We start from the raw sequence: 24,169 nt of genomic DNA, 5'->3' as shown, positions 1-24,169 counted from the left end.
GATCATTTCAATGATGATCATTACGATATACAACGTATAGAATAAATAAAAAGCGGTAGCCATAAGGCTACCGCTTTTTATTTTGCTATTGTAATGCTTTCCACTCGTGTTCGAGTATACTCATCTCGTATACACTGTAATACTGACCGTTTAACCAAGAAGAATCGCGCATTAATCCTTCTTTACTAAATCCACAAGACTCATACAATTGAATCGCTGATCCATTATAATCATACACACCTAAAGTGATACGATGCATTCCTAAAGTATCAAAACCAATCCGTAATAGCTCTTGAATCATTTGTCGCCCGTAGCCTTTCCCTCTCGCTTCAGGATCACCGACTAATAATTTGGATATACGTGCAGACCGGTTACTACGATCTATTTTACTTAACGCTACATGCCCTATTTTACGATTTGTCATGCGATCTACAGCTATATAGATCAACTGATCTGAAAATCGTGGATGATTCGATCCTTTTATATGAGCATTAAGATCATCTTGATCTAGCGGATACTCCCAGCCTGATCCACTCCATTGTTGTAGAAACACAGCATCTCCCGACCATTCTAATAACTGATCGAAATCTTTTTCTAGAAAATACTCTAACCGAATCTGATGATCTTTGGCAGGCGCAAGCTTTTCATAAAGACTAGCTAGGCGACCTTTTACCTCATGTGTACCCATATAACGAAAATCTTGACTTTGATAAAAGCGATTCAAAGTAGGTAAATGCGCCATGCAATCTAGGCGAAGCCCTTTTTTACCAGAACTATGTGCATAATCACTAGCCCACTGAATAGCAATAGCTCCTAGCCCTACACTGCGAAAATCTTGATGTACCGTTAAACGATGCAAATAAAAGTAATCTTCATCATTCAGATGTTGCCAGTACTCCAGATCGCCTGCTTGTAAAGTAAACATAGCGGCTGGTTGCTCTGCCATGTATAGAATAAACACTTCTCGTTCTAGAAAATAGCTATGAATTAACTCAGGAGTAAACATTTCCTTTTTCCATTGTTCTATGCCTTTAGACTCCATCCACTCTGCTGCATTCACTAACAAAGAGGTTACCTGTTCAGCATATTGCTGATTTGCTTTAATAATACGAAGTGGCAAATCGTTAACTTGAGGTTGCTGTAATGTCAAATGGTGATCCCCCTTGTTTAGTCTGTTTTAGGTTAGTTGTAGTATTTCTTGCTGTTTGGTTAATGGAAGTTCTATCATAACTGTGGTGCCTTTTTCGATCTCACTATCAATATACATTTCACCATTATGCAATTGTACAATCTGCTGTGTAATCGCAAGCCCCAAGCCTGTTCCGCCCCGGTTCGGATTCACCTGGAAGAAACGATCTTTTACTTTTTCCAAATGTTCCTGACTGATACCGATCCCTGCATCTTGAATCGATATTCGTACACGTTCAGGGGAGACTTCTGTAAGCATAATAAAGATTGTAGATTCTTCCGGTGAGAATTTAATGGCATTATCGACAATATTTAGAAAAACTTGCTTTAGACGGTTACCATCGGCTTGTACTATAAAAGGACGAGCACCGGGTTCTAACTTCAGCTGGATTTTTTTCTGCTCTGCTTTTGCCCAGACATTAAGCATCGTCTCTTGCAATACTTCTTTAAGATTAACTTCCCCGATCACCATTTTCATCTGATTCTGTTGCAATTTAGAGAAATCAAGCATTTCTTCTACTAATCCAATCAGACGATCGGTTTCTTTGGAAATAATACTCATCCCAAGCTTAGTCTCTTCTGGATCAAATCCACCTGAGACTAGCGTTTCGCTCCATCCTTTAATCCCGGTAAGAGGTGTTCGCAATTCATGAGAGATCGAAGAGATAAAGTCGTCTTTAATCTGATTACTACGAATAATTTCTTCAGCCATATAATTCAGTGTTGAAGCAAGCTCACCAATTTCATGAGGATAGTTCCCCTTGATTCGGGCGTTAAAGTCTCCTTTTGCCATCAATGTCGAGACCCCGATAATATTGTTCAGCGGTCGTACAATTGAATTCGCCAGCCCTAAGCTTACAACTAGTACAATGATCAAGACTGCGGCTCCAACGCCTACAGCAACCATTGTAATCGTTAATAACTTCTGATTAACACGCTCTAGCGAAGTAACATAACGAACCAGATAATTATCACCATTCACTTGAATTTGTCTTGTAACCGCCATAACATTTTCACCTGTGCCAGCTTGCTTCCCAATCCAACGTCCAGTAGAGCCTGCTAATGCTTGCGGGATATCACCGGTCTGAATTGGCTTATCGACTCTAAAGTTGGTTGAGTTCTGCAACACATTTCCCTGTGTATCCAGCAATTGAACTTCAACCGTATCACCTAGCTCATAACGTTGAATAATTTCTTGATATTTCACAGGGCTAGACTGATCACTGATATAATTCTGTGGTACATCTGTTGAACTATTGAGATAATTGTAAATACTGTCGTAATAATACGTGCGCATAGAAAACAGAAATACCAATTCTACCAAGAGCAACGCCAGAAATACTACAATGAAGTAATGTAGAACAATCTGGCGACTAATGCCTTTTTTGATCATTAGGACTCCCGGCCTCTCCATTTATAACCATGTCCCCACACCGTTTGCAGGAATTCAGGTTCAGACGGATTGTTTTCGATTTTTTGACGCAAACGACGAATATTTACATCTACAATTTTGGGATCACCCATATATTCTTTGCCCCATACATGATCTAAAAGTAGATCACGACTAAGCGGTGTATTTTCTTTTTCCAGGAAAAATTGAACCAATGAGAACTCGGTAGGTGTCAATTCGATTTGTTGCCCTTTTTTCTTGAACTGTTTGGAGATAAGATCCAAAGTAAAAGGTCCTGATTCAAACGATACTTTGGTATTGGATTCGCGTTGTACATTTACACGACGTAACAAAGATTGAATACGAGCGATCAATTCTGTTGGGCTAAATGGCTTGCTAATATGATCATCTGCACCTACAGATAAAGCATAGACTTTATCTTGCTCTTGAACTTTAGCTGTTAGGAAGACAATCCCAATCCGTTCATTTTTTTCACGAATACGGCGACAGACTTCGAATCCGTCGATCCCCGGAACCATGACATCTAGTAAAGCAATATCAATATCCGGTACCGTTTCTAACATATGCAACGCTTGTTCCCCGTTCTCAGTCTCAATCACTTCAAATCCATTGCGCTTTAAGTTAATAATAATAAAACTACGGATTGACTCTTCATCTTCCATAATTAACACTTTACTCATAAAAAAGGCCCCCTCAATTCAATATCAGATTATTTTTTGTATTTTGCCAAAGTGCAATGTATTGATCATTAGAGTTGGTAATAAGCTCCCAATCTTTACTCGCTTGGTTGGCCCATTGGGTTGAAGTGAAGAAGCGTACTTCAGCTACTTTTTCTCCCGTATCTTTTAAAATAAAGCGTAAATCTTGATCTTTATTAGACTTGGTATCGAGCGTAATCTTATCATTCCATTCTGGCGCAAATTTGAGTACAAATCGTCCCGAATCATCTCGATATTGCTGACTGACTAATTTCAGACCATTATCTCCATCCCATTGATAATAATACGTAAAGTATGGAATTTCGCTAGGCTCAATATTTTCCCAGCCTAATGGAATTTGTAGCATTCCAATTTCCAATAATCCATCTCCATTAACATCATCACTATAGATCAGAGAGTCTTTGAATGTAGCCGCTCTGCCTAAAGGGAATACATCTCGAAGCTTATTATTTTCCATAATAATGAGGTGTGTGAATCCAGAGGAGATCCCTAGTAATTGATCCATAATAATACCATTCTGGTCTTTAGACACTTTGCCAGATACTACATTATAGAATCCTAAAGTAATCGTTGAATCCAGATCAATCGAATCCACTTCTTGAAAACCGTCTTTGTAGCGGAAATTAGTAATCGTCAAATAACTGTTACGACTCATATACATCGTCGTTAGATCATCAATGCCATCACCATTCATATCTAATATCTCATAATAAGTGTATGGCTTTTTATCTACAATATTCAACTCACCTTTGTCATAACTATAAATGACTAGATTTTTCTGCATGCTATCTACGCCACTATTGATCGTATTAATCGCATTCGAATAACCGACGATCAGGTCTTTATGACCATCATGAGTAATATCTTTGATTTCTACACTTTCTAGCACATATCCTTGACCTTCAATATCTCTTTTCTTAACCCAATCAGAACCCGACTGTTCAAAAATCATTCCGTTAATTCGCGCATCTGACGTAGTGTAGAAAGCGATAGCTTCCATTTTGCCGTCTCCATCTAGATCTGCTTGTTGAATCCAATCGTTAGCATTCCCATTTTTGGGATTGGCAAGTTTGGCTCCTGGAGGTAATGCTGCTTGGATGGTGCTACTTAATGTCTGTTTATCCGAAGGAAGCTGTGGCAACTGCATAAGCCCTTTCGGATCTGAAATGAGTTCACAACCACTCAACAAGATCAGTAATGTAGTGACTGTCGCCAAGCGCACCCATAGATTCCATTTCAATAGTATCACTCTTTTCATTAACTAAATCTGTTATAACAATCGACGTTCTGCACTGGTCAATCGTCTACCTTTAATATCAAAAGCAATATGTCCTTCTTGTAATCCAATAATACGAGTTGCATATTTTTCTGCTAACTCTAATGGAATCACTGTAATGATCGTGACTCGTTCACTACTACATAGCGCGCGAAGTGTTTTGATGACATCTTCCCCTGACTTCGGATCAAGCCCTGTAATCGGTTCATCCGCTAAAACTACTTTGACACCATGAGCAAGCGATCGTGCAATCGCTACACGCTGACGTTCCCCACCACTTAACGTACTGGCTTTCTGATGTGCTTTATCTAATAAGCCCAGACTTTCCAGTACATCCATTGCGCCCATATAATCATCGGATCGCACCATACCTGTAAGCATACGCCAGATTGGGGTTTGTCCGGCTTGTCCGATCAACACATTTTTGAGCGCTGTTCGGTCAGGATGAAGTTGAGGGCTTTGTTCAACATATGCCCATTCACGCGATATTTTGCGTTTACCGCTAAAGCCTGCTTTCATAATATCGATATCACCGACCTGAAAACTACCATCTGTCCATGATTCTTTCATTGCCAGACATTTAAGTAATGTACTTTTACCACTACCGCTCGGTCCCAAAATAGCGATCATTTCACCGTGTTGAATTTCTAGGTTAATCCGATCCAATACTTTGGTTTTATGTTCACCGACCGTTTTTGTAAGATTCTCTATTTTGATCATCGACATCTATTATGAGCCGCCCTTCTCTATCTAGTGATTGCTTAAGACTTATTCGTGTTTACGATCATCTGTATATACGTGAATACTGTTTGAGTGTTGAGGTGTAGCCATCACTTATTAGTTTAGGGGAAAAAGCACAGAAATGCCATCTACGGCACCGGATTATTTCGATTTTTCTTTAAATATAAAACCTGTTGCTGCAAAAATCATATAACAACCACCCAAAACCCAAAATAAACTAGCTGTTGAGCCCATCTCGATTCCTTTTCCGCCTAGCGCCGGTCCAATAATACTTCCTGCATTAAAATGGAACGAAGCTAAGACATTAGCTGCCGGCAAATACATTTTGGGTAACATATCTGCGGCATAAGCAAGTCCAAGTGAAAAGAAAGAACCGATCAGACCTCCAGCCAATGCAAAAATAGCTGCAATAGCGATCATATTTGTTTCTGCCATCGGAACGAATAAGAACAACAATCCGCCTAGCCCTCCACAGATCATAAGCATTTTTTTGCGTCCATAGCGATCGCTTAATATTCCCAAAGGAAGTTGAAGAATCAATCCTCCGATACCGATAAAAGGAAGTAAGAAGGCGATATCCCCTGTGGAAAAGCCGACTCGTAATCCATAGACAGGGAAATTGCTATTCATTGCCGCTTCCATATATCCGTATAGAAATGCTGGGATCAGTGCATACCATGCCCAGCTATAACTTTTAACAAAACGGCGTTGTGCAGGTTCGTTGGTTGCTGTTTTTTCAGGAGTTCCATTCGGTAACTTCCAGATCACCAGCATAACTACGATTAGAAATAATCCAGCAAGTAAAAGAAACGGTGCATAGATACCCCAATCTAACAATTTAATACCAAGTGGTCCAATACTGAATCCTATACCATACGACATCCCGTATATCGAAAGGTTACGTCCTCTATGTTCAGACGGCGTGACCATAAGTACCCATAATTGAGCAGAATAATGAACAGCACTATCTCCGATACCGACTAATAACCGAAGCACGAACCAGAAGGCGATACTTGGGTACACTGGAAATAGAGGCAAAGTGATAAGGACTAACAATAATCCTCCTAGCATTAACTTTTTAAATCCTAAAACGCCTAACAATCGTTCTGCAACCAGTGTCATACCGAATGAACCGATATACAATACTGCGGCATTCAATCCATTTAACGTGGAAGAAACGCCCATTTTTTCTAAAAAAATAGCCAGTACAGGTAATAACATTCCCTGACTAATCCCTGCTACTATAATAGCAATAATCAAAATAGCAAAATGAATTTTGGATACAGAATGAATCGATTGCGAATGTTGGGACGATGTTTTGAGCACGACGGTTCCTCCAATTATGTAATGAAACAAGATGTAAATGAATCATAAAATCTTTTTTTTGCGAAATACCATCCGAACATTATAGTAGACAATGTATAAGTAAACAAGCCATAATAACAGGACGATAACCGATGGTATAACTTGATATTAGACGTACAAACAGGTTATATTGTTACACTATGTTGAATCTAAAATCAGATTCATTTATTGTTGAATAGATACTATTTGGGAGGGTTCTGGTTTCATGAGCTATGACGTGAAAATAGATGTGTCTCCGATCTACGATTTACTAGGAAGTTTTATGGTCTATGTGACCAAAAAATGGATTCGTGATATCGATCTGGGTTCAGAATGGATCAGAGACATCGACAACCAACTAAGCCCTGGAGTACGCTCTGCTATATTGGAAGCTTCTTCGTGGCCTTTTGATGATTTTGATGTATTGTATGCCTGGGCAAGCTGTCGTCATGCCGACGGTTCTGTTCGTGATTTTTTAGATCATTTAGAAAATGCACCTGAAGATGAAATGTGGAATGAGATTCATGAACTGCTCCCGGCTATGACATTAATTGATACAAGACGGATCCAGACCAGTTATGCTCCACTATTAAAATTATGGTATGAGCATTATTTTCATCATATGGAAGCTGAAATTCTTGAATTGATCACAGAAGACGCTAAAGAGAAAAAAGGGTTGCTGGATAAAATGGACCCTACAGCTCTGATTGAATATGCTTCAGGCGGCTTAGTGGTAGATCCTTTCCCTGAACTGAACACGGTGATCTTATTCCCTACTGTACACAATCGTCCGATCAATACGTATTGCTTCTATGAAGGTGTATTATTGATTCAATATCCGGTTGATGTACCTGAACAAGACGAAGAAGATCCACCAAATGTGTTGCTCCGTATGACACGAGCATTATCTGATCCAGAACGTCTGCGTATGCTGCGCTATATTGGCGGTGAACCGCGTTCTCTGCAAGATATGGCTCACTATCTATTACAACCGCAAGAATCGCTTATGCATCATCTGATGATGCTTAGAGTGGCAGGCTTATTACGTATCCACCTCGGTAGAGGCGATATTGAACGTTTTAGTATTCGACAGGACGGTGCTTCTGAGCTTCAACTGTTCCTCGAATCGTATATCCGTATTTAAGGAGTGACTCACATGAAAGATATCAGACATCAGCACCTTATCTTTGATATGGATGATACGCTGATCCATTGTAACAAATATTTCAATCTTATTTTAGACGAATTTATTAGCTTATTATCAGAATGGTTTAACAATCACGACATCACTATGGAAGCGATTCGGCAAAAGCAGATCGAAATTGATGTAGCTGGCGTTCACAGAGTCGGATTTGCTAGTGAACATTTTCCCAAATCATTAGTCGAAACGTATCATCATTTCAGTGAATTATTTGGACGACCTATTAACGAAAAAGAAGAAACTCAATTGCGTTTACTCGGCAATAGCGTCTATGAGAAAGAAGTCGAACCTTATCCGGGTATGGTTGAAACGCTAGAGATTCTTCAACAAGCAGGACATACCTTATATCTTTATACTGGTGGCGAAACAGTGATTCAACAACGTAAGATTGATCAGATGAAATTAACCTCTTATTTCGAATCCCGTATCTTTATTCGTCAACACAAAAATATTCATGCGCTCGAAGAAATTATTAATTCTCATGTACTTCCACGTCAGGATACTTGGATGATCGGTAATTCTTTACGTTCTGATGTTCAGCCTGCTCTACATGCTTCATTGAATACGATCTATCTCAAACAATCTCATGAATGGGCTTATGACGTTGTTCAACTTCAGCATGAAGATGATCTTCCGTTCTATACCATATCGCAATTGATTGAAGTACCTCAAGTTATTCATGACAGCTTGACTCAACAGCAAAAGAAACGGACTTCGGGTTAACTCCCGGTCCGTTTTTTTATGTGTACATAGCTTATTCCTACAAAATAAATCTTAGATTTATTTCACAGCTTCTACAATTAATTTGCCTGATTCTTGATCCACTAACTTGATCCGTCCTTTATGTGTTTCATCGCCTTTTTTGAAAGCAAGTGCTTGAGTCTCACCTTTTTGCAATAACGTTTTGAGCATAGATACCGATATTTTTTTACCGGCAAATTCTTTCCAGATCACAAAAGTACATCCTTTTTTGAAATGCGAGCAACCGTACCCTTTGCGTCCTTCAATAATTTGTCCACCACAATTAGCATTAGGGCATGTCCCCAGTGCGGTATGTTCTCCAGCTGCTCCCATCGATACAGTTGCTGTCGCTGAACGTGCTGTTGATGGAACTTTATTAGACGCTGACTTGGTAGTGGCTTGGTTAGCAGCACTACTTTTACTACGATTGGTTGTACCTGTACTTCCTTTACTTGAAGCCGTCTTTGTCGATGTTGATGAACGTTTACCTTTACTGTTAGAACGGGAATCATCGCCAAACCGCCCAGCAATCGCAGGGGTCTGTGTTTTTACTTTTTCAATCACAGAAGCGGCAAATTTCTTAACACTTTCCAAAAACCGATCAGAATCTGCTTCTCCACGTGAAATCTGGTTCAGTCGACGTTCCCATTGACCTGTCATTTCTGGAGAAGTCAGTAGTTCCACTCCAGCAGCACGAATCAATTCAATAGCGGCTCGACCTTTCAATGTTAACTCCATCTTTTTGCCTTGTGTGTTGATATATCCAACTTGCTTTAATCGTTCAATCGTTGCCGCTCGCGTTGCGGGTGTACCCAGACCCGATTCTTTCATCGCATCACGCAATTCTTCATTTTCAATCTGCTTCCCCGCACTTTCCATCGCTTTGAGCAATGTACCTTCGGTATAGTGCTTGGGCGGTTGAGTTGCTTTCTCTTTCACTTCTGCTTTGCTACATTGCACAGATTGCTGATCATTGATGACAAATGGCTCTTGAACTTCTTCTTCAGGTTCTTCTTCTTTACCATTTTCACCTTTGCTTGCAGACTTGCTTGAAGATTTGGATTTATCTTTATCCGGCAATGTGGCTTTCCAACCTAGAAATAGTAGTTCTTTTACCGCCGTTTTGAATGTTTCCTGTTCTACCGTTGTCATTACAGTATGATGCTTGTATTCAGCAGGTGGATAAAATTGAGCTAGAAAACGACGTACAATCAGATCATACAATTGCTGTTCTTCTTTGCTAAGGGTGCCCGGCTTTTTTAATGTCGGCAAAATAGCATGGTGATCTTCCACTTTGGATGGATTACAGACTGCTTTATTGTTTATATGCACTCGTTTACCTTCTGCGCCTTCTGCTAATTGTTCATACGTTGTATTTTTGAGCATACCGAGCACTTTATGCATCCCATCAATATTCTGCTCTGTTACATAGTTAGAGTTGGTACGTGGATAGCTGATCACTTTATGTTTTTCATATAGAGCTTGCGCGGTATCCAATGTTTTTTTAGCAGAGTAACCAAACTTGGCATTCGCATCCCGTTGTAACAACGTTAGATCATACAATTTGTATGGGTACTCTTTACTTTCACGAATATCGTATTTGGTGATACGACCTTCTTTACCTTTTACTTTATCTACAATCGATTGTCCCTTAGCTTGATCGGTAATACGATCGCCTTGCCAGACTCCAGTGTAACTTTTATCTGCTTGCTTAAACGTAGCGCGTACTTCATAAAACGTTTGCGAATCAAACGCTTCGATTTCTTTTTGCCGATCATAGATTAGCGCTAATACAGGCGTCTGTACACGTCCAACAGATAATAGATTATTATGCTTAATCGTAAATGCACGTGAAGCATTCATGCCGATCAACCAGTCTGCTTCACTACGTGCTCTGGCTGCACGAGTTAAATTGTCAAACTCTTGTCCATCTTTTAATTCAACAAACCCTTTACGAATACTTTCTGGTGTCAGATCAGATATCCATAAGCGCTTGACAGGCTGTGTAAGCTTCAATTGACGCTGGATTAACGCAAATATATGTTGCCCTTCCCGTCCGGCATCACAGGCGTTTACAATGCGGTCACAGCGCTTGGCTAATTCTCCGATCGTATTCAATTGATCTTTGGTTCTTGGGTTAGGTACTATTTTGAATTGTTCTGGAATAATAGGCAGATCGCCGAAGTTCCACTTTTTATATTTGGGATCATACGCATCCGGTTCGGCTAGCCCTATTAAATGACCGATTGCCCATGTAATAATATATTGTTCCCCTTCCAGATATGTACGGTGATTGCGTGCTTTAGGCTCCATCACAGCAGCAATATTCCGTCCCATATCTGGTTTTTCTGCTACGATTAATATTTTCATTTCGTTCATTCCTTTCCGGGAATGGATTGCATCTTAGCGGCAAAAAGGGACCACACCCTGGAGTGTAGCCCCCTTGCCCACGTACTTGCTATTGCTATTTATTATACCATAGCCTTATTGAAATTTCGATTGAAGTTTTAGACTTCTCTTTTGAGCTTAGACCGATATTTGAAATCAAGATTGGCAAGTTAAATACAATAAAAGCTAGGGTACGCCAGCAATATCTTTGGCACACCCTAGCTTTTATTATGATCTATAACGAGGATATTAATCGATTGTGACCATGCTAATAGTACATATCACTTTATCGATTCTAATTAGACCAGAACTGTAGAACCCATCAAATATTTATCCACTTCACGTGCAGCTTCGCGTCCTTCATTGATCGCCCATACCACTAGACTTTGACCACGACGCATATCACCAGCAGCAAATACTTTCTCTACATTGGTATTGTATTTACCATAACGTGCTTTAACATTTGTCCAGCGATCTGTTGCCAGACCCAGCTGTTCAGGCAATGTTTGTTCAGGACCATCAAATCCGATAGCAATAAGCGCAAGTTCCGCAGGGAATACTTTTTCAGTACCCGGGATAGGTTGATAGATTTTGCGACCTGTTTCATCTACAATCCGTTGAATTTGAATCGTGTGTAACTCTTTCAAGTTACCATTTTCGTCTCCAACAAATTTAGTCGTCATGATTGAGAATTCGCGTGGATCACTACCAAATATCGCTTTTGCTTCTTCTTGTGCATAATCCAGTGTGTATACATTAGGGAACTGTGGCCAAGGATTGCTAATTGGATCACGTTCGAGTGGTGCTTTATCATGAGTACCGAACTGAGTTACTGTACTGCAACCATGACGGACAGAAGTAGCCACACAGTCAGAACCTGTATCACCACCACCGATTACAATCACGTTTTTATCTTGAGCGGATAAGTAATTACCATCTTCAAGATTGCTATCAAGGAAACTTTTGATTGAACCGTTTAGAAAATCCATTGCATAGACAACGCCATTGAGTTCGCTACCTTCAATATTGAATTCACGCGGTTTCGTTGCACCGCCGCAAAGTATCACTGCATCATACTCATCAACTAATTGTTGTGCAGGAATATCTTTCCCGATTTCAGTACCTGTAATAAATTCAATACCTTCTGCTATCAAGAGATCCACACGACGTTGAACAATACCTTTATCTAATTTCATCGTTGGAATACCATAAGTCAATAATCCACCGACACGATCAGAACGCTCATAGACGGTTACCGAATGACCTGCTTTGTTTAATTGTGCTGCACATGCCAGACCGGCTGGACCTGATCCGATAACCGCTACACGACGACCTGTACGTTTTTCAGGTGGTTGTGGAACAACCCAACCTTCTTCAAAACCTTTTTCGATAATCGCTTCTTCAATCGTTTTGATCGTTACCGGTTGTCCGATCAGACCTACCGTACAAGAGCCTTCGCACGGTGCTGGACAGATACGCCCTGTAAATTCAGGAAAATTATTTGTTTTGTGTAGACGCTCTAATGCTTCTCTCCACAATCCACGATACACCAAGTTATTCCATTCAGGAATCAAGTTATGAACCGGACAACCAAAAGTTCCACCTGCCATATCCATTCCTGTGTGACAGTAAGGTGTCCCACAATCCATACATCTAGCTCCTTGTGTACGAAGCTCATCTTCTGCCATATGTTTGTGGAACTCTTGCCAATCTTTTACGCGTTCAAGCGGATTGCGATCCGCGGGAATTTGTCTTTTGTATTCCATGAATCCAGTTGGTGTAGACATTTTAACATTTCCCCCATCCGTTCTGTCACTGCTGAGCCTGTGTTACAGATATTGTATGATATTCAAAGCTGGTTTCTTTCTGTATTTAGCTTACCTTGGATACATCTACAATCTTTGGAATGCTACATTTTACTTACAATAAGTTTATTTTCTAGATTATCATTCACACAAATGAATACCAAATGGATTATGCGCATGATTGTTTGTACTTTTTACATAGAGATTACACCGTGATGAAACATCTTGCAAGCATATTTCTGTTATTTTCCTACTTTTTCAAGCTTATATTTATACTGTTTGCTAACATTTAAGCTAAAAATAAGTACTCATTCCTATGCTATACGTATACTTGTAAAGATAACTGATTTTTATTTTCGCATAAATATCTCATAAAATGATTAAATATGCAAATATTCTTCAAATCGGTAATCGTAATCATTTTTCTCATCACGAATACCTTCAGTGATTGAGGCTTGTTGCCACTGAGACCAATCCACTTCTGGAAAATAAGTATCCCCTGCAAAATCATAATCAATTTTTGTCACCAGCAGACGATCTGCATACTGCAAAAACTGCTCATAGATCGTGGAGCCACCAATCACCATCAATTCATTGTCTTGTCCTGCCAGTTGTATCGCTTCTTCTACAGAATAAACTACTTCAGCATCTGTAGCTGTAAACTCCTGACTACGTGTAATAATAATATTGCGACGATTAGGTAACGGCTTTCCACCAAACGATTCCCACGTTTTACGACCCATAACGACTGTCTTATGCTGGGTTTGTTGTTTAAAATAAGCCATATCACGAGGCAATCGCCATGGCAAATCATTATCTTTTCCAATCACTCCGTTACTTGCTTGTGCCCATATCATTGTAATTGTCATCGCTTGTGCATCCTCCATTTATCCAGAATACTATTCAGACCAATTTATACTGTATCATATCATCAAAATGAATCATTGGCATCACATTATTATTCAATCCCGAACTATTCATTGGCTTCTATACTCAATCATTTGTAAAAAAGCAATATATAAAATGTTCTTTGGTTCCTTATTTATAAATTTGATCACTTATTTGATCACTTTGTACTCTTACCTAGAATTTTACGATAACCTTTTACAAATACACCCTTTATATACAAAAAACTCTTACTATCTTTTCTCGTTACAGAAAAGATAATAAGAGTTCTATTCAAACGATATATCGTCTTATAGATATCAAAAGCTCATCATTCTATAGCTGATCTACGCTTAAACCGAGATCGGTGCTTTGATACCTGGATGATATTCATAATTTTCAAAAACAAAATCATCAAAATGATAATCAAAAATTGACTCCGGCTTGCGAGCTAGACGAAGCTGTGGCAATGGATAAGGCTCTCTTGTCAGCTGTAATTTTGCTTGCTCCATATGATTAGCATAGATATGAACATCTCCGCCTGTCCATACTAGATCTCCAACTTCAAGATCACACTGCTGAGCCACCATATGAGTGAGAAGCGCATACGAAGCCAAATTGAACGGCAATCCAAGGAATGTATCGACCGAACGCATCTGGAACATACAAGATAATTTTCCATTCGCTACATAAAATTGGAAAGCATAATGACACGGGGGTAAAGCCATTGAATCCACTTCTGCCGCATTCCAAGCATTCACGATATGACGACGTGAGTCCGGGTTGTGCTTGATACTTTCGATCACCGATGTAATCTGATCAATCACTTCGCCACCCGGTCCACGCCATGTTCTCCATTGTGCTCCATATACGCGTCCTAGATTGCCTTCTGCATCTGCCCATTCATCCCAGATCGTAACGCCATTATCCTGTAAATATTTGATATTAGTACTACCACTGAGAAACCATAACAATTCATGTATAATCGAACGAGTATGTAACCTCTTCGTTGTTAATAAAGGGAATCCTTTTTGTAAATCGATACGCATTTGTCTACCAAAAACAGAAGTCGTTCCTGTTCCTGTGCGATCTGATTTCTCCACGCCTTCATCTAAAATATCTTGTAATAGCTCTAAATATGCTTTCATAATTCACCTCATTATAAGACTTCGCTAAACGTTCAATATAGAATATACTCATATCCGTATCTATTTAGCTTCTTATTATGATACCAAAATCAGATGATTATTCATATAGACATTTATACCAAGAAATGATGCTAAATATTCAATCTACGTTTATATGTAATACAATCTAATAACAAAAAATAAACTATAATCTCACCTTTATCCTAAAAATCCTAAAGCAAACTGCCATTAAAAAACATCTTCAAAAACACAAACACCCATCTGCATAAACAGATGGGCGAACGTTTAGACGTTAATAAATATTAACGAGTTTCACGATGGATCGTGTATTTTTTTAGACGTGGGCAATATTTTTTCAACTCAAGACGTTCTGGATGATTTCTTTTGTTCTTGGTTGTAGTATAATTACGGTCGCCAGTCTCTGTGCATGCCATAGTTACGATAACGCGCATGTGAATTCACCTCACTTCACTAATTAATAGACAAAAATATTCAACTATACTAATGTACCCTAATTGTGAGAAATGTTCAACTTCAATTTTCAGAAAAACACTATATTCACTAAATGATATGTTAAATCTTTTCTCAATCTGTTCAATAACCCACAGATTTGATGTCCAACAGCCTTTTCTATTATATCATAGATTGTTCAATATTTATATTGAGTACGCTTAATTTTTGAAAAGAAAATGCGTTGAATCTTTGAGTTACATTTCTACTACGATTACCCTAGTAAATGTTGTATCGCTTCATTCACATGATTCTCTTCCGGTTTTAACCATGGTAAAGGATTATAAAATGTTGACCAATCCTGTTGCATTTCATAATCAGTAAGTAGACATTGATCCAAATTAGACTCTATCTGTTTTTGATTTAATCCTATACCGATAAAAACAACTTCTGTCATACGATCTCCCCACTCTTGATCCCATTGTTCCAATAGTTCAGGTTCTTCCTCCAGAATCTGCTGGCGTTCTTGCTGAGGTAATGCTGCTACCCAATTGCCAGCGGGTCCAAATTGTACTGATGGGCCTGCTTGACCTAATGTAGCTGCAACATCTTCACCTGTAGCTAGCCAGACGAGACCTTTTGCCCGTACAATCTGTTCAGGCCATTCTTCCATAAAATCGTATAATCGTTGCGGTTCAAACGGACGTCTACGGCGATAAACAAATGATTGAATACCATATTCTTCACTTTCAGGAGTATGATGATCTTTTTGCAATTCCTGCATCCACCCTGCTGAAGTGGCTGCTTTTTCCATATCAAATAATTGAGTGTTTAGAATCTCTTTAGGATCAACCTCTCCTTTTGTTGTACGAATAATGCGTGCACTTGGTTGAAGCTTATGAATAACTGCTTCTAATTTATTTAACTCAGATTCGGTAACCAGATCACATTTATTCAAAATCAAAACATCACAAGTCTCTATCTGATCTATCAATAGATCTACCACATCGCGTGTATCGTCTTCACCTACAGCTTCTCCTCGTTCTAATAATGTTTCACTCGACTCATAATCATGCCAGAAGCGATTACTATCGACTACTGTAACTAAACAATCCAAACGTGTAAGTGTCGTTAAATCAAAAGCTAGCGAGTCATCTGCATAGCTAAATGTTTGAGCTATAGGAATAGGTTCACTAATTCCTGACGATTCAATAAGTATATAATCAAATCTTCCTTCTTCTGCTAACTGCTTCACTTCTAATAATAGATCATCTCGTAGTGTACAACAGATACATCCATTCGAAATTTCAACCAATTTTTCTTCGGTTCGTGATAATGTACTGCCTGACTTGATCAGGTTAGCATCAATATTCACTTCACTCATATCATTTACGATTACAGCTACTTTTAAACCTTCTCGATTATTAAGTATATGATTGAGAACGGTTGTTTTACCTGAACCTAAATAACCGCTTAATACAGTTACTGGAATTCTGGACTGTTGATTGTTTATCATTAAAATTTCCCCCATCACACTTTAATCGTAATAATTACTATTAAAGTATTATATACTGATGGATATACCTATTGTCAATTATTTTATAATCTATCTTTGATATACAAGTATTTATCAACAACAATACAGGATATTTATGAACAGCAAAAAGCCGCCAGAAGTATATTCTGACGGCTTGGAGTAACCACTCATGTTAGCACAATCCTATAGATAAACTTAATGATTATACATAACACTGATATTTATTTATTATTTTTTGCGTGGAGCGATAACATGGATAGGGTGACCCATAACCAATTCAGCAGCTTCCATCACGATTTCACCCAATGTTGGGTGCGCATGGATAGTCAATGCCAAATCTTCAAGAGTTGCGCCCATTTCGATTGCAAGACCCATTTCAGCGATCATGTTAGAAGCTTCCAAACCTACGATTTGAGAACCAAGAACAAGACCTGTTTCTTCGTCTGCTACGATTTTCACGAAACCTTCTGTGTTGTTCAAAGAAGTTGCGCGACCGTTACCTGCATAAGGGAATTTACCAGCAGATACTTTGTATCCTTTTTCTTTTGCTTCAGTCTCAGTGTAACCAACACTAGAGCATTCTGGATCTGTAAATACAACAGCCGGAACACATTTATAATCGATTACAGATGATTCACCAGCAATAACTTCAGCAACCACTTTAGCTTCATAAGAAGCTTTGTGTGCTAGAGCAGGACCAGCAACGATATCACCGATAGCAAAGATGTGAGGAATATTTGTACGTCCTTGGTGATCAATTTTGATCAATCCACGCTCGTCCAATTCCATTTCAATAAGATCTAGACCCAACTCACCATCAGTGTTAGGACGACGACCAACGGTTACTAGCAAGTAATCTGCTGTAACTTCTTTAGATTCGCCACCAACGCTGAATTTAACAGTTACGTCTTTATCTGTTTGCTCTGCGCTTTCCGCTTTCGCGTTCGTGAAGATTTCCATACCGGATTTCTTCATGTTTTTAGCAACAAGGCTAGTCATATCTTTATCGAAGCCTGGCAATACTGTATCCAGACCTTCAATGATTGTAATTTTAGTACCGAATTTAGCATACATTTGGCTAAGCTCAGCGCCGATGTAACCACCGCCGATAACAACCATGCTTTTCGGAATTTCAGGTAAATTCAATGCTTCCGTAGAAGAAAGAATGCGTCCACCGAATGGGAATGGTTTAAGTTCGATTGGACGAGAACCTGTTGCAATAATACAGTTTTTGAAACGGTAACGAGGAGATTCATGATCGTTGAATACACGTGCTTCATTTTGGTTAATGAACATGCACTCGCCTTGGAATACTTCCACTTTGTTACCTTTCAACAATCCAGCTACACCAGAAGTCATTTTTTTAACAACGCCTGATTTGAATTCTTGAGTTTTGGAGAAATCCACTTTAACATTTTCAGCTGTAATACCAAAAGCTTCGCCATGTTGTGCAGCTTCAAATTGATGAGCTGCGGAGATTAGCGCTTTAGAAGGAATACAACCACGGTTCAAACAGACGCCGCCTAGTTCGGATTTATCTACGATCAAAACTTTTTGACCCAATTGAGCTGCACGAATAGCAGCTACATATCCACCAGGTCCTGCACCAATAACTAAAGTATCAATATCGAGTGAAGCATCGCCTACTACCATTGATTACACCTCCATAACCAGCAACTCGGGATTAGCGAGAAGTGATTTGATAAAGTTCATAAAGTTCTGTGCTGTTGCACCATCGATAATACGGTGGTCAAAGCTTAGGGATAGAGCCATTACAGGTGCTGCTACGATTTCGCCATTTTTAACAACAGCTTTCTCGCTGATACGTCCAGTTCCCAAGATAGCAACTTCTGGGAAGTTGATGATTGGAGTAAAGAACATACCGCCAGCAGAACCAATGTTAGAGATTGAAATTGTGCTTCCACGCATTTCATTAGCAGACAATTTACCTTCGCGACCACGTACAGCCAAATCATTGATTGTGCTTGCGATCATGAAGATACTCTTACGATCTGCATCTTTAACAACAGGAACGATTAGACCGTTATCTGTGTCTGTAGCAATACCTACATCATAATGTTTTTTGTATACAATTTCGTTAGAAGCTTCGTCGATAGAAGCGTTCAATGCTGGGAATTCACGTGTAGCAGCAACTAGTGCTTTTACGATGAATGGCAAGTAAGTTACTTTGATGCCTTTTTTCTCAGCAAGTGGTTTCATACGCGTACGGAAAGCAACCAATTCTGTAACGTCTACTTCGTCCATAATCGTTACGTGTGGAGCTGTGTATGCAGATTTAACCATAGCGTTAGAGATCGCTTTACGAATACCTTTGAATGGTACGCGCTCTTCGTCTCCACCTGTTGCGATAGCTGTAGGAGCTGCCGCTGGTGCAACTGGAGCAGATGTTTTCTCTTCTGCTGCAACTTCTGCAGTTTGGGAAGAAACTTGTCCGCCACCTTGTTTGAAAGATTCTACATCTTCACGTGTAATTTTACCGTTGTTGCCAGTGCCACTAACTTGCGCTAGATCAACACCTTGCTCACGAGCAAATTTACGAACGCTTGGAGTAGCTAAAACATCTTTGTTAGGTGCTGCTGGTGTAGAAGCATTTGTTTCTTTGCCTTCTTTTGCATCAGCAGGGCTATCAGAAGCAGGAGAAGAAGTTGTGTCTACTCCGCCTTGAACGGATTCTTGTTCTTGACCGCTCTTTTGTTCTGGAGCTGTTTCTTCTTCGTCTTGATCTGGAATGTCACCTTCAGCTTCGATAATTGCTACCGTTTCGCCTACATGACAAACTTGACCATCTTTAGTCAATACTTCAAGTACTGTTCCGTCAACCGGACAAGGTACTTCAACTACTGCTTTATCATTTTGTACTTCCATAATGATGCTATCGTCTGTTACTTTATCACCTGGTTTGATATGCATTTTGATGATTTCGCCTTCATGCAAACCTTCACCAAGCTCTGGAAATTTATAAATAAATTTTGCCACTTGCAAAACCTCCCTATTTAGATTGCTGAACAATTGATTCCACTCCTATCATTCAGCAATATCTCTTTACATAATCTATTTAGTGCATATTTCAAAGCCAAAAGGCGTCCGCAAAATTATATTCTTCGATTTAACGAGTATCCAAAGGACGATCATCAAACTGAATGAATATGCTCATGTACCCGCCTTTTGACAATAAAAACTATTTTAGAATTGTACTACTTTTTTAACAGCATCGATCACGCGTTTAGGTGATGGCAACCAAGAATCTTCAATTTGTGCAAATGGATAAACAGTATCCGGTCCTGCTACACGCAGTACTGGAGCTTCCAAGTGCAAGATTGCTTTTTCATTGATTTGTGCAATAACTTCTGCTGCTACGCCAGCACTTTTTTGTGCTTCTTGAACAACGATTGCACGGTTTGTTTTTTGGATAGAAGCTACGATTGTATCAATATCAATCGGGCTTACTGTACGAAGGTCAATGATTTCTGCTTTGATTCCTTCTTCAGCCAATTGATCAGCCGCTTTAGTTGCTGTATGAACCATCATGCCGTAAGCGATGATTGTTACATCAGAACCTTCACGTACTACGTTTGCTTTACCCAATTCTACTGTATAAGCTTCTTCTGGTACTTCTGCACGGAATGCATGGTACAAGTTCAAATGTTCCATAAAGAAGACAGGATCATTATCACGGATAGAAGCAATCATAAGTCCTTTAGCATCATAAGGGTTAGACGGAATAACCACTTTGATACCAGGAGTTTGTGCAAGTAAACCTTCTAATGAATCAGTATGCAATTCTGCCGCTTTTACACCGCCACCGAAAGGTGTACGGAAAACGATTGGAGAATTGTATTTGCCACCAGAACGGAAACGCATACGAGCTGCTTGAACAACCATTTGGTCAAGTGCTTCAAAAATAAAACCTACGAATTGGATCTCAGCGATAGGACGGAATCCTTGGATACCCAAACCTACTGCCAAACCACCGATAGCTGACTCAGCAAGAGGTGTATCAAATACACGATCTTCACCAAATTCTGCTTGCAAACCTTCTGTTGCGCGGAATACGCCGCCAACATGACCTACGTCTTCTCCGAAAAGGATCACATTAGGATCATTTTTCAATTCAACGCGAAGCGCATCACGGATCGCTTCTTTCATATTCATTTGTGCCATTTGCTTCATTTCCTCCTTAAACATTTCACTGTTCATGTTCACGCATCAAGGATCTAGATTAACGCTCTATTGTTAGAAACCTCTTATTCGAAATCAGCTTTTTGCTCTTCCAAGTGTTGAGGTGTTTGTTCAAACATGCTATCAATCAAGCCAGAAACAGTCATTTTCTCTGTTTTCTCTGCTTTTTTGATTTCTTCATTTACTTTAGCTTTAGCTTCTTCTCTTACGCGCTCTGTATCTTCATCAGTCCAGAGACCTTTTTCAGCCAAGTATTTAGCAAGACGAGCGATTGGATCTTTTTCACTCCAGATACCTTCTTCGTCTTTAGTACGATATTTACTTGTATCATCTGACATGGAGTGAGGACGGAAACGATAAGTAACCGCTTCGATCAATGTAGCACCTTCACCATTACGTCCGCGTTCAGCAGCATCTTGGACCGCTTTGATAACAGCAAGAACGTCCATACCGTCTACTTTTACGCCTTTGATACCTGCTGCAACCGCTTTGTGAGCGATAGACAATGCAGCTGTTTGTTTTGCAAAAGGAGTTGTAATAGCATAACCATTGTTTTGTACAAAGAAAATAACAGGCAATTTGTATACACCAGCATAGTTAAGACCTTCATAGAAGTCACCTTCAGAAGAACCACCATCACCTGTGTAAGCAATAACAACTTGCTTTTGTTTTTTCAATTTGTAAGCCATAGCAATTCCCATTGCATGCAAGATTTGTGCACCAATGATGATTTGCGGCATCAAAACGTTAACGCCATCAGGAATTTGTCCACCGTGTTGATGTCCACGAGAGTACAAGAATGCTTGATAAAGTGGTAATCCGTGCCATACCAACTGAGGAATATCACGGTATCCCGGGCATACGAAATCTTCTTTTTGCAAAGCGAATTCGCTACCAACCATTGTAGCTTCTTGACCAGATACTGGTGCATAGAAACCAAGACGACCTTGACGACCTAAGTTAACTGCACGATCATCCCAACTACGTGTGAAGACCATACGATACATAATTTCTTTCAATTGATCATCGTTAAGATCAGGTAATAAATCTTTGTTGACGATTTTGCCTTCAGGAGAAAGAACGGAAAGAGCTTCCACGTCCTCCGTATAAACTTCATAAGGAACCTTGCTCATTTTATTCACCTCAATAAAAAATTTGAATATCATGTCCCGCTGTTATAGAATTATTATACACCTGTTCTACTCCATTCGTCAAAACATACATTGAAATTTAGTAGATATGTGTATTATTGTATGTATAACAGCAGGTTAATATTTGTATAACAGTTTTACGATCTTGGTATTCAAAGACTTCACGACCGCACGAAACAATCTTAACGCATTGTGATACGCAATGCAAAAAATATTCCCGAAAAAGGTGATCACTGTGACAGATTCCCGTTATCTTAAACGGACAATACTGAAAGAACAGATCGAAAGCAGCCATCTTGGTGAAAGTCGTACATTACGGATTTACTTGCCGCCAGGCTATAATGAAGTATTAAGTTACCCTGTCGTGTATTGTCAGGATGGTGAAGAGTTTTTCAACTTTGGTCGCATTGCTACGTATGCCAACCAATTAATCCTTGATGAAAATATCGAACCTTTTATTATTGTAGGTGTAGAAGTAAATACGAAGATTCGAACACAAGAATATGCTCCATTTGGTGATCGCTTCGAAAAATACACCGCTTGTTTTGCTGAAGAAATCATTCCTTATATTGAACAAAAATATCCTGTACGACGTACGCCAGATCAGCGTATTTTGGCAGGTGACTCCCTTGGCGGCAGCGTTTCGATCCATCTGTCCCTGTTATATCCTGAACTGTTCCAGCAGGTGATTAGTCTATCCGGTGCTTACTATAAGCAAAGTCAGGATATTATCGCACAAGCTCAAAATCTTACAGATTTGAATGTATATATGATTGTAGGTCTGCAAGAAACTGATTTTGAGAGCGATACAGGTATTTACGATTTTGTACAATTAAACCGTGAGACTCGTGACCTTTTACAAGAACGCGGAGCCACTGTACAATATAGCGAAAAAGATGGTAAACATTTGTGGGGCTTCTGGCAAAAAGAACTTCCTGCTGCATTAAAATACTTTTTACCAGAAATCTAAAATTTGTAGCTCTTTATTACTTACAGTAGAAATCGAACTTTCAAACGGGTTATATTGATGTTTACGCTTTCACATCCAAAAAAATCTATAATTCGTTTGATTGCTCGTCTTTTCTATTGTATCTGTGTGATAGAAAGTTATGCAACTACAATTTCAATATATCTTCTTTTATTTGATGAAACGAGGGCTGATTCATGTCGATGAAGCGTGCTATTATTTTCTCGGGTGGTCAATTACATCCTGATTTTGTACAACAGATTCAAGAAGACGATTTGATTATCGGTGCAGATCGTGGAGCCTTATTTTTAATTGAACACGGTATTCACCCTCATGTCGCTGTAGGGGATTTCGATTCATTGACCAATCGTGAACATGATCTAGAGAATATCAAAGCTAATAGTGATCAGTTGATTGTCTATGACTCGGTGGAAAAAGATTGGTCTGATACTGAAGCTGCCTTTGAAATTGCGATGGAACGTCATATTCGGGAAATTTTAATTTTGGGAGCGCTTGGTACACGATTTGATCATACGTTAGCCAATGTACAACTGCTAGTCCGTGCTGTTCAGCATCAAGTGAATTGCAGCATTATGGATATGAATAATTATATTTCACTTACTAGTACTCAAGCGGTTATCGAAAATCGTGGTTTTCCTTATATTTCATTGTTGCCTATTACTTCTGAGGTGACCGGTATTAATCTCACCGGATTTCAATATCCGTTAGAACATGCTACTTTACGTATGGGTCAATCCCGTGGTATTAGTAATCATTTGATTAATGAAGAAGGTACAGTGAGTATTGAAGGTGGTTTACTACTTATTATTCAAAGTAGAGATTAATCGCTCTATTTTAATCATATAGGTTGTAATCGTGCTTATGATCAGTTCATAGTATTACATACAAAAATCCATGTATGAAGAGAATATTCTCTTTGTACATGGATTTTTGTATACCTCTGTAAAGTTATTGATCGCTATAGAATCTGTTTAGTCATGATAAGCTTTCTTGTAC

20 protein-coding genes are annotated in these 24,169 nt (G+C 39.2%); 4 read left to right on the top strand and 16 right to left on the bottom strand.

All coding sequences use genetic code 11. The annotated features are described in order from the left end of the window. Positions 1–85 precede the first annotated feature (85 nt). The 6 genes from PaeCFBP13512_RS23170 to PaeCFBP13512_RS04970 all read right to left on the bottom strand — a co-directional run bounded on the left by PaeCFBP13512_RS23170 (position 86) and on the right by PaeCFBP13512_RS04970 (position 6,661). A complete protein-coding gene (locus PaeCFBP13512_RS23170; protein WP_161594215.1) occupies positions 86–1,150 on the bottom strand; it encodes a GNAT family N-acetyltransferase in 1,065 nt (354 codons plus the stop codon). 27 nt (positions 1,151–1,177) lie between these two features. Continuing rightward, complete coding sequence (locus PaeCFBP13512_RS04990) at positions 1,178–2,581, bottom strand: sensor histidine kinase (RefSeq protein WP_069325953.1); 1,404 nt, start codon at positions 2,579–2,581, stop codon at positions 1,178–1,180. Continuing rightward, on the bottom strand, positions 2,581–3,279 hold the full coding sequence (locus PaeCFBP13512_RS04985; protein WP_069325954.1) for a response regulator transcription factor: 699 nt from the start codon (positions 3,277–3,279) through the stop codon (positions 2,581–2,583). Before PaeCFBP13512_RS04985 ends, PaeCFBP13512_RS04990 begins: the two co-directional genes overlap by 1 nt. A gap of 13 nt (positions 3,280–3,292) precedes the next feature. Further along, on the bottom strand, positions 3,293–4,576 hold the full coding sequence (locus tag PaeCFBP13512_RS04980; protein ID WP_137221574.1) for a hypothetical protein: 1,284 nt from the start codon (positions 4,574–4,576) through the stop codon (positions 3,293–3,295). A 12-nt stretch (positions 4,577–4,588) separates the two neighbouring features. Then, a complete protein-coding gene (locus tag PaeCFBP13512_RS04975; protein ID WP_137222010.1) occupies positions 4,589–5,314 on the bottom strand; it encodes a phosphonate ABC transporter ATP-binding protein in 726 nt (241 codons plus the stop codon). Between the two features lie 162 nt (positions 5,315–5,476). Continuing rightward, complete coding sequence (locus tag PaeCFBP13512_RS04970) at positions 5,477–6,661, bottom strand: MFS transporter (RefSeq protein WP_342671971.1); 1,185 nt, start codon at positions 6,659–6,661, stop codon at positions 5,477–5,479. A 244-nt stretch (positions 6,662–6,905) separates the two neighbouring features. On the opposite strand from PaeCFBP13512_RS04970, the gene PaeCFBP13512_RS04965 reads away from it, so the two are divergent. Then, the gene (locus tag PaeCFBP13512_RS04965) at positions 6,906–7,823 is read left to right on the top strand and encodes a winged helix-turn-helix domain-containing protein (RefSeq protein ID WP_069325956.1); all 918 of its coding nucleotides are present in this window, start codon (positions 6,906–6,908) and stop codon (positions 7,821–7,823) included. A 12-nt stretch (positions 7,824–7,835) separates the two neighbouring features. After that, on the top strand, positions 7,836–8,603 hold the full coding sequence (locus PaeCFBP13512_RS04960; protein WP_069325957.1) for an HAD family hydrolase: 768 nt from the start codon (positions 7,836–7,838) through the stop codon (positions 8,601–8,603). Between the two features lie 57 nt (positions 8,604–8,660). On the opposite strand, the gene PaeCFBP13512_RS04955 is transcribed toward PaeCFBP13512_RS04960, so the two are convergent. The 10 genes from PaeCFBP13512_RS04955 to pdhA form a co-directional block, all read right to left on the bottom strand. After that, positions 8,661–10,991: a type IA DNA topoisomerase gene (locus tag PaeCFBP13512_RS04955; protein ID WP_137222008.1), complete on the bottom strand. Its 2,331-nt coding sequence runs from the start codon at positions 10,989–10,991 to the stop codon at positions 8,661–8,663. A gap of 317 nt (positions 10,992–11,308) precedes the next feature. Further along, entirely contained in the window at positions 11,309–12,796 is a 1,488-nt protein-coding gene (locus PaeCFBP13512_RS04950; protein WP_069325959.1) for a glutamate synthase subunit beta, read from the bottom strand. Positions 12,797–13,194: 398 nt separating this feature from the next. Continuing rightward, positions 13,195–13,683, bottom strand: a complete 489-nt coding sequence (locus PaeCFBP13512_RS04945; protein ID WP_137221572.1) for a dihydrofolate reductase — start codon at positions 13,681–13,683, stop codon at positions 13,195–13,197. A 369-nt stretch (positions 13,684–14,052) separates the two neighbouring features. Beyond that, positions 14,053–14,847 carry a thymidylate synthase gene (thyA, locus tag PaeCFBP13512_RS04940; RefSeq protein ID WP_069325961.1) on the bottom strand — a complete coding sequence of 265 codons (795 nt, stop codon included), beginning with the start codon at positions 14,845–14,847 and terminating at the stop codon, positions 14,053–14,055. 302 nt (positions 14,848–15,149) lie between these two features. Continuing rightward, a complete protein-coding gene (rpmG, locus tag PaeCFBP13512_RS04935) occupies positions 15,150–15,299 on the bottom strand; it encodes a 50S ribosomal protein L33 (RefSeq protein ID WP_083243303.1) in 150 nt (49 codons plus the stop codon). 272 nt (positions 15,300–15,571) lie between these two features. Beyond that, a complete protein-coding gene (locus tag PaeCFBP13512_RS04930) occupies positions 15,572–16,813 on the bottom strand; it encodes a GTP-binding protein (RefSeq protein ID WP_137221570.1) in 1,242 nt (413 codons plus the stop codon). A 249-nt stretch (positions 16,814–17,062) separates the two neighbouring features. After that, positions 17,063–18,487, bottom strand: a complete 1,425-nt coding sequence (lpdA, locus tag PaeCFBP13512_RS04925; RefSeq protein ID WP_069325963.1) for a dihydrolipoyl dehydrogenase — start codon at positions 18,485–18,487, stop codon at positions 17,063–17,065. Between the two features lie 3 nt (positions 18,488–18,490). Beyond that, positions 18,491–19,831 carry a dihydrolipoamide acetyltransferase family protein gene (locus PaeCFBP13512_RS04920; protein ID WP_069325964.1) on the bottom strand — a complete coding sequence of 447 codons (1,341 nt, stop codon included), beginning with the start codon at positions 19,829–19,831 and terminating at the stop codon, positions 18,491–18,493. A 207-nt stretch (positions 19,832–20,038) separates the two neighbouring features. Further along, positions 20,039–21,016 (bottom strand): alpha-ketoacid dehydrogenase subunit beta, encoded by a 978-nt coding sequence (locus tag PaeCFBP13512_RS04915; RefSeq protein WP_069325965.1) that lies wholly within the window; start codon positions 21,014–21,016, stop codon positions 20,039–20,041. An 83-nt stretch (positions 21,017–21,099) separates the two neighbouring features. Continuing rightward, positions 21,100–22,167 carry a pyruvate dehydrogenase (acetyl-transferring) E1 component subunit alpha gene (gene pdhA, locus PaeCFBP13512_RS04910; RefSeq protein WP_069325966.1) on the bottom strand — a complete coding sequence of 356 codons (1,068 nt, stop codon included), beginning with the start codon at positions 22,165–22,167 and terminating at the stop codon, positions 21,100–21,102. Positions 22,168–22,420: 253 nt separating this feature from the next. Here pdhA and PaeCFBP13512_RS04905 point away from each other — a divergent pair, with 253 nt between their 5' ends. Further along, positions 22,421–23,155, top strand: coding sequence for an alpha/beta hydrolase (locus PaeCFBP13512_RS04905; protein ID WP_137222006.1), 735 nt, complete (start codon positions 22,421–22,423; stop codon positions 23,153–23,155). Between the two features lie 194 nt (positions 23,156–23,349). Beyond that, a complete protein-coding gene (locus tag PaeCFBP13512_RS04900) occupies positions 23,350–23,997 on the top strand; it encodes a thiamine diphosphokinase (protein ID WP_069325968.1) in 648 nt (215 codons plus the stop codon). The last annotated feature ends 172 nt before the right edge of the window (positions 23,998–24,169 follow it).

Origin of the sequence: Paenibacillus sp. CFBP13512 (genome assembly GCF_005233705.1) — a bacterium.
Taxonomy (GTDB): domain Bacteria; phylum Bacillota; class Bacilli; order Paenibacillales; family Paenibacillaceae; genus Saccharibacillus; species Saccharibacillus nuruki.
The sequence above is the reverse complement of the archived record's forward strand: the minus strand, read 5'-3'. Positions and strand labels throughout refer to the sequence as shown.